At 59.4% G+C, this 6,312-nt stretch carries 4 protein-coding genes; all 4 read right to left on the bottom strand.

All coding sequences use genetic code 11. From position 1 onward, the window contains the following. Window positions 1-34: 34 nt before the first annotated feature. Window positions 35-868, bottom strand: coding sequence for a DUF1156 domain-containing protein (locus KBY93_RS13710; RefSeq protein ID WP_255094989.1), 834 nt, complete (start codon window positions 866-868; stop codon window positions 35-37). A 751-nt stretch (window positions 869-1,619) separates the two neighbouring features. Next, complete coding sequence (locus KBY93_RS13705; protein ID WP_255094988.1) at window positions 1,620-2,678, bottom strand: DUF262 domain-containing protein; 1,059 nt, start codon at window positions 2,676-2,678, stop codon at window positions 1,620-1,622. Between the two features lie 24 nt (window positions 2,679-2,702). Further along, window positions 2,703-3,155 carry a hypothetical protein gene (locus tag KBY93_RS13700; protein WP_255094987.1) on the bottom strand — a complete coding sequence of 151 codons (453 nt, stop codon included), beginning with the start codon at window positions 3,153-3,155 and terminating at the stop codon, window positions 2,703-2,705. After that, complete coding sequence (locus tag KBY93_RS13695; protein ID WP_255094986.1) at window positions 3,152-6,265, bottom strand: ATP-binding protein; 3,114 nt, start codon at window positions 6,263-6,265, stop codon at window positions 3,152-3,154. Before KBY93_RS13695 ends, KBY93_RS13700 begins: the two co-directional genes overlap by 4 nt. Window positions 6,266-6,312: the final 47 nt, after the last annotated feature.

The following is a 6,312-nucleotide window of genomic DNA, read 5'->3' as shown; positions in this document are numbered from 1 at the left end:
CACCTGGGGCTGCCAACAGATGAAAGCGCTGGACTCAGAGCACCGACGGTGGAATTGCAGCAGGTCCAAGACGCGGGAGGGCTGTCACGGCAGAGGCGCGCTGATTATTCGTGCAACAGCCTCCTAGCTGAGGCACCACCTTCACGCCGGTGCCATCGGGAGCCAGCTTCCAGTTCGGAGACAGCGGCACCTTGCCCGCGCAGTAGGGGCAGTGGATGGTGCGGGCCCAGAGGTAGGTGCAGTCGAGTTCGTCCGGTGCTTTGTGCTGCGGAAAGTACGCACTTAGCAGCTCCTCTAGACGCTGGCGGAACACAGGAACCAGCCGCTGGTATTCCTCCAATACGCCATGGCCAAATTTCGCTGGCCACTCATAGGTGGCTTTCTGCACCAACACCGCCACCGGGTTGATGTCGTTGGCCAAGGTGTGACAACCCAGCCGCAGGGCTTCAAAGGGGATTGCACCGCCGCCAGCAGTGGGATCAAGGACGATGGGCTGATCAATGCCGAGCTTCTGGGTCTCCTCCAACAACCAGAACTCCTCCTTCTCACTGGGGCAGTACTGAAAGGCCCGGTCATAGCCGTAAGGATTTTCGATACGAATCCCTGTGCGCTTGACCTTCTCCATCGCCTTCTTCGCGGCCACTGGATCCCCATGGATCCCGAGCATGTGCATGAAGATCTTGCGATCGGCATCAGCCGGCAGAAGGGAAGCCAGCACCGCCGCCCGCGAGGCCACCAGCGGCCGCCGTGCCCACCACACATGGAGGCGGTTGGGCGCCGGGAAGGGCGTCATCGGCGTTCGCTCGCGCACGCTCTCGATCCCCAGCTCAGCGATGGGGAGCCACTCTTCGATCAGGCGCTTGGTCATGGAAATTCACAAGGCAGGATTTTTGAATGCAGCCATCTGCAGCCATAGACGTAACTTAATTGTAAAGCGGAAGGGTCAGGACAAAATCGGGACTTGTGCGGCATATCACTAAATCATCATAGCGAAGGCAATCATGCTCTCAATCCAGTACGAGATTGCAACCCTTCCCGATCGAATCTCTTGTGAATGAATTAGCTCGCTGGGGGTGAAGCGGCTGGACCTGACGAGATAGTGAGGGGCAAGCATAAGCGTATTTGCCTGAGCACTACGGCTAGGGTGAATCTGTGAGTTTCGGATGATTTGAAGATGCGCAATGTTCTGCCCATGAAGCGATGCAGCGTTTAGGACACATGACAAGCTCGGGTAGGCCGAGAGTAGGCCATTGGCAATATCTTGGATTCTTTGAATATCCCCCCAAGTTGCTTCCTGGTGGCTTGCGGATATTGCTCCGTAGCTACCGGCCCTCCGCTTGCCAGACAAAACCAGCATCTGATAAATTGCCTCGGCTTCGGATGTACCAGGATAAGCCCCTCGAATTATAGAGCCTCCAGCATCCCTTCCACCTTGTAAGTAGGCAAGCCAATAATATCTCCAAAAGCAACACCATGCCTGCCAGAGATGATTCAAGAGGCCAGTAGACCAAATTATGCCCTCGGAATTAGTTGGCCTACCATAGTGATGAAACAGTTCGCCGAGCCTGAAAGCTTCAGATACGAGTCGGGCCCTACGCTTCCTAAGAGAAATCATTTCCTTAGGCTGCAGCTTGAAGTGCTTTGGCTAAAACTCTTAAGCGCGTCAGCCTGCTTTTCAGATTGGTTGTAGATATCGAGGCTGACTTAAAGTCGGCAAGCTCAGTTCCTGCTGGATGCGAGTTTTCGATCGATCCAACTAGCTCGAGAATTCTCTGTGAGGCAAGATGAGGATCATCGCAGTAAACGTGGCTTGTGGCAAGCCCACCAACGCTCTCAGAATCAAGGCCAGTAATGCCATATTTATTGTATACGAGTGCAGAAAATAAGGAATAGAGCATATATGGTTTTATTGCATTGCTGGCAAGGATCTCATTGAGGTCAATCTTGACGAAGTCAAGCACCTCTATTAGGCGTGAGCGCACCACCTCTGTATTTGGAAAGGCTTCATCGTTGGATTCATAGAGTCTCTTCAGCAGCCTATTATCCCTCTTCTTGACGCCCTCGATTAGAACCTGAGCGAGCTCAGTAAGAAGAACTGCGTCGTCCATTCTAGAAACTTGCTTGAGGCTGAGAACTCCGTATGACTCAAAGACAGGAGAATATAGATCCATCATTTCCTTGATAAACCACTTGAACTCACCTTGGTATGTTGCATGCCGCTTCTCTGCGTCATTCAGAGGAAGCTGGTAAGAGTTTATGCGCCTAAAGATTTCTAGGACCTCATCATTTGTTGCGGAGACGATGACATCCATCGACACTTCATACGCCAGAAATCTTGCCTGCACCTCCTGCTCTAGGCTTCCGAATTGAGCCCCAGAGTATACCGCGCTTACCCTGGTCAGCTTGAACTTGTCTTCAATAAAATCTCTAATAACAGTAAGACGTTGTTGGCCATCGACGATCTCCCGCTTAGACTTCCTAGTAAGGAGATCAACAGTCTGCCTGATTACTACCTTGGGGAAGGGAAATTCATTTAGGATGCTGTCGATAAAATATGAACGTGCATTCGCAGGCCAAAGGCCTTGGCTTCGTTGATATGTGCGGTTAACTGTCAGCTCTCCGGACTTCATTTGATTGTACAAATCGGAAACCGGAGCCGTGTTGCGAATGATCTTCATGGATTGAAATCCTATTGTTTTATTTTACGAGGCACTTAGCAAGAGCCTTAGAGCCGCCAGAACTCTCCGTGGATTTTTGCGGTGCATCGCCATTCCCAGCCAGTAAGCGGCCTCCTCGCGGGCCATGGCATCGATGCCGCGGGCGCAATCCTCGATGGCGGCCACGTTGCGCATCGGGGCCAGCAGCTTGAACAGCAGCCCCATGGCCAGGGCGAGATCCTCCGAGAGAGGATCCCGTCGGGCTTCCCCTTTCTTGAGCTTGGCCAGGCTCACCTGCTCCACCTTGAGGCGCCGCAACACGGCTCCCTCGACCAGCAGCAACTTGTGGCCGCCCAGGCCGGCCACTCGCCGGGGTTCCTTCAACTCAGGAGTGGCGGTGCTGGGCACCTGCCACACCTCGAGCTCCAGATCACTTGGGCCGCGCTGCCTGCTGCGCAGTTCGTAGGCCGGCCGGCCTGAAGCGATGGCCTGGGTCATGGCTGTCCCTCGCCAGATGTGCTCAACTCAAGGCGAATCGTGGCGGTCTGGGCGCTGAGGCCTGCCCGGGTGAGGCGAGCGATCCAGCCCTCACCGTTGTCGTCCCAATGCAAGGGGGGCTCGTAGCGGAGCTGGTAGGTGATGTCGAGCGACTTCTCGCCGCCACGCCGCCATTGGCCTTCGATGAAGCCCCGCAGGTGGGCGGCCTCTTCTGGCGTGCCGTTGAAATCGAAGCTCCATTCGGCGCTGCCGTCGCCACTGCTCCAGCCACCTTCCATCATCTCGACCCGCACTGTGGCGCCAGGCTCGGCCTTGAGCAGGGCCATCGGCAGGAAGCCGTCGCCACTGTTCATTCGCCAGGTGAGCGCCTTGATCGCCTTGCCCGAGCTGCTCACCTGCTGCGCCAGCTGGGTGAGGGCTGTCTTCACATTGTCGGTGCGCTCGATCACCCCAGGCCCTGTAGGTGGTGCAACACCTGCTCCGCCGCTGCCGGTGCTGGTGGAGCCAAACCCTGCCTGAACGGCTGTTCCTGTTTCTCCCTCTCCGAAGCCCGGAGTTGTTCCAGTGTCACCACTCAATCCGGTTGGCTGATCCCCGCCGACCACGCCGGATGTTGCCGAGGTTTTCGGTGGCCAGATGCTCAACTCCAGCGCCTTCTCCATGGTGTAGATCTTGCCGTCCTCACTGATCGAGAGCGTCCCTGGAGGCAAGCCCTGGCCTTCGAGGCGATCGCCCTCCTTGTAGACGAACAAGCCATGATCGAGGCCCATGCGCAGGCACTTCTTGAGCACCTCATCGCCAAGCAGGATCGGCAGGGCTGGATCGCGGTAGTACTCATTGCGCAGATCCCGCGTGCTCATCACCCCCAGCCGCTTCAATGGTGTCTTGTCGGCCATGTAGTTCGGGGCCGGCGGCGCATCTTCCGCCAACACCAGCTCGCGGGCTTCCCGCAAGACCCGCTCTACCTGCTTCTGGCCCACGCCGGGCTCGCTGCTGGCACTGGTGACGGTGATGGCGGCATGGGTGAGCGGAACCTCGGGCCACTGGCCCCGCTCGGGATAGAACACATGCCGGTAGCACTGCTGCACAGCGAGGGCGAACCCTTGCTGTGCCTGCCCATAGCGCTCCTTCACCTGGTCCTGCTGGTGGGATTGCAGGCTGGCGAACAGATCCCCCTGCTGCATCTGCTGCAGCGCCAGGTAAGTGCGGGTCTTGCGCAGCATGTCGTCCACCTGCAGGGCATCGGCGCAGACGAAAACCAGGTTGTTGCGGTTCAGGCGCACATTGGCGTTGTCGCCCTTCTCCTTGAACAGCCGCACCACCAGCTCGGGTAGGTGGATGTTCGCCTGCTCCACCGTGTGGCCTTCCCAATGGATCACTGCCAGGTAGGGACCATCGGTGTCGTCGGGGATTTCAGCCGGGCTGGACGGGAACAACACAGGCTCCAGCCTTTGCTTGGCGAAGATCGTGCCGATGCGCCGGTTCAGCTCCTCGCGCACACTCTCCAGATCAAACTGCTGCTCACGCTTCCTCACCATCTGGTTGAGGTTGGCGTCGGTGAGGAAGCGCAGCTTGCTGGTGCCGCTGTCGTCGAGATACTCCGACTCTTCCTGCAGGAGGCGCACAGCCTTGTCGACAAAGGCCGGGTCCACAGCTGGTGCATAGAGGCTGTAGTTCAGCTCCAGGCGGCTGAGGCCCTTGAGCGGTTCGTTGAAGGCCAGGGAGTGGAACAGCACCGTGCGCGCTGCCATCGAGCCATAGGGCTCCATCCCGGTGAATTCCTGGGCATCCAGCCGCTGGGCCAGGGCCCTGCCTCCCTCGGCCGGTGTGGTCGACACGTCCGCCCGGATCGCCGGGATGAAGGCCTGTAATCCCAGCTTGGTGGAGAGCTCCAGCCGAATCCGTTCGTTACCCGGATCGACATGGTGGAGGTGGATGGCCGTGACGCCCCGTGGCTGCTCGCGCCAGAGCTGGCCCACGGTCTGCGCCAGCAGCCGCAACATGCCCCGCACCCGCTGGAAGTTCTCCAGGGTGGAGGTCTTCTGCATCAGGGTGTCGATCAGCTCCGGATGCAGCGGATAGCCCTTGCGCAAATTGGCAGCGCGGTCATCGCTCTGCCCCACCGGAGGCAGAGCCTCGGCGGTGCGGCTCCAGATCTCCTGGTAGGCCTGCACAACTTCTTCCACCCGGCTGCGGTCGATCGATTCGAACAGGCGCCGTGTCAACACCTGCACCGTTTCGTCTTCGCTGGTGGGCGTGAGGGCCGTGATCTGCCGGCCCGTGACCGACTGCAGTTCGGCAAAGATCCGATCGATCCTCTGGTTTTCCTCCCCATAGGCATCCACCGACTGGCCGCCTTTGCCCAGGGCCAGGGTGAACACCAGCACCGCCTGGGGGGAGGAGTTCACCGCCTTGATCAGATCGGTGAGGAAGGGGGTGAGCTGCTCGGCCGCCTGGCCAGCGGCAGGGCCTTTGATCTTGCGCAGGTAGATCGAGAGCTCATCGATCAGGATCAGCACCGGCCGCTCACCGATCAGTTCCCGCAGGGTTTCGGCTCCCGGAGGGGCGGCGCCGAGGCGATCGCTGTTGCGGATGCGCTCGTAGCCCGCCGAGCCGGCCAGTTGCACCGCCAGCTCCCCCCAGGGGGTGAACGCCAGGATGTCGCCTTGCCCCCCCTGGGTGGCCATGCGCCGGCCGTTCATCGGATCGGCGTTTTCCCCGTCGAAGGCCGCGACGGTGACCTTCTGACTGGGCAGGCGGGCTGGATCGATGAATTCCGCCAGGTTCGGGATCTGATCGGCGGCCGTCAGGATGTGGTTTAGGCCGATCAGGGCGTGCGTCTTGCCGCCGCCATAGCTGGTGTCGAGCCGCAGGATGCTGCCCAGCTGGCTGCCGGAGCTGGTGAGCCGGTCCACCACCGCCAGGAACAGGTCGCGCAGGCCCCTGGTGGGGTGGGTGTTCGCGAAGAAGACAGCCGGATTCTTGTAGAGCTCAGGCGCCGTGCCCTTGAGCACCTGGCTGAGGTCCGCCGCAAAATCCTCATCACGGATCCGCCCTTCCAGCACGTCGGCCCGGGGCCGGCAAAGCTCGTAGATGGTGGGAGGGCTCATGGAGAGGGTTCGTTCACCAGGTCTGGCAGAGCGGTTCCGCTATGCAT

It is taken from the genome of Synechococcus sp. J7-Johnson (assembly GCF_024345795.1).
Lineage (GTDB): Bacteria > Cyanobacteriota > Cyanobacteriia > PCC-6307 > Cyanobiaceae > Regnicoccus_A.
Note: the sequence above shows the minus strand (reverse complement) of the source record. Positions and strands in the feature narration are given on the sequence as shown.

Excerpts from the sequence above, each read along its gene's own strand:
- KBY93_RS13705 (WP_255094988.1), bottom strand. The coding sequence starts at position 2,678 with ATGAAGATCATTCGCAACACGGCTCCGGTTTCCGATTTGTACAATCAA.
- KBY93_RS13700 (WP_255094987.1), bottom strand. The coding sequence starts at position 3,155 with ATGACCCAGGCCATCGCTTCAGGCCGGCCGGCCTACGAACTGCGCAGC.
- KBY93_RS13710 (WP_255094989.1), bottom strand. The coding sequence starts at position 868 with ATGACCAAGCGCCTGATCGAAGAGTGGCTCCCCATCGCTGAGCTGGGG.
- KBY93_RS13695 (WP_255094986.1), bottom strand. The coding sequence starts at position 6,265 with ATGAGCCCTCCCACCATCTACGAGCTTTGCCGGCCCCGGGCCGACGTG.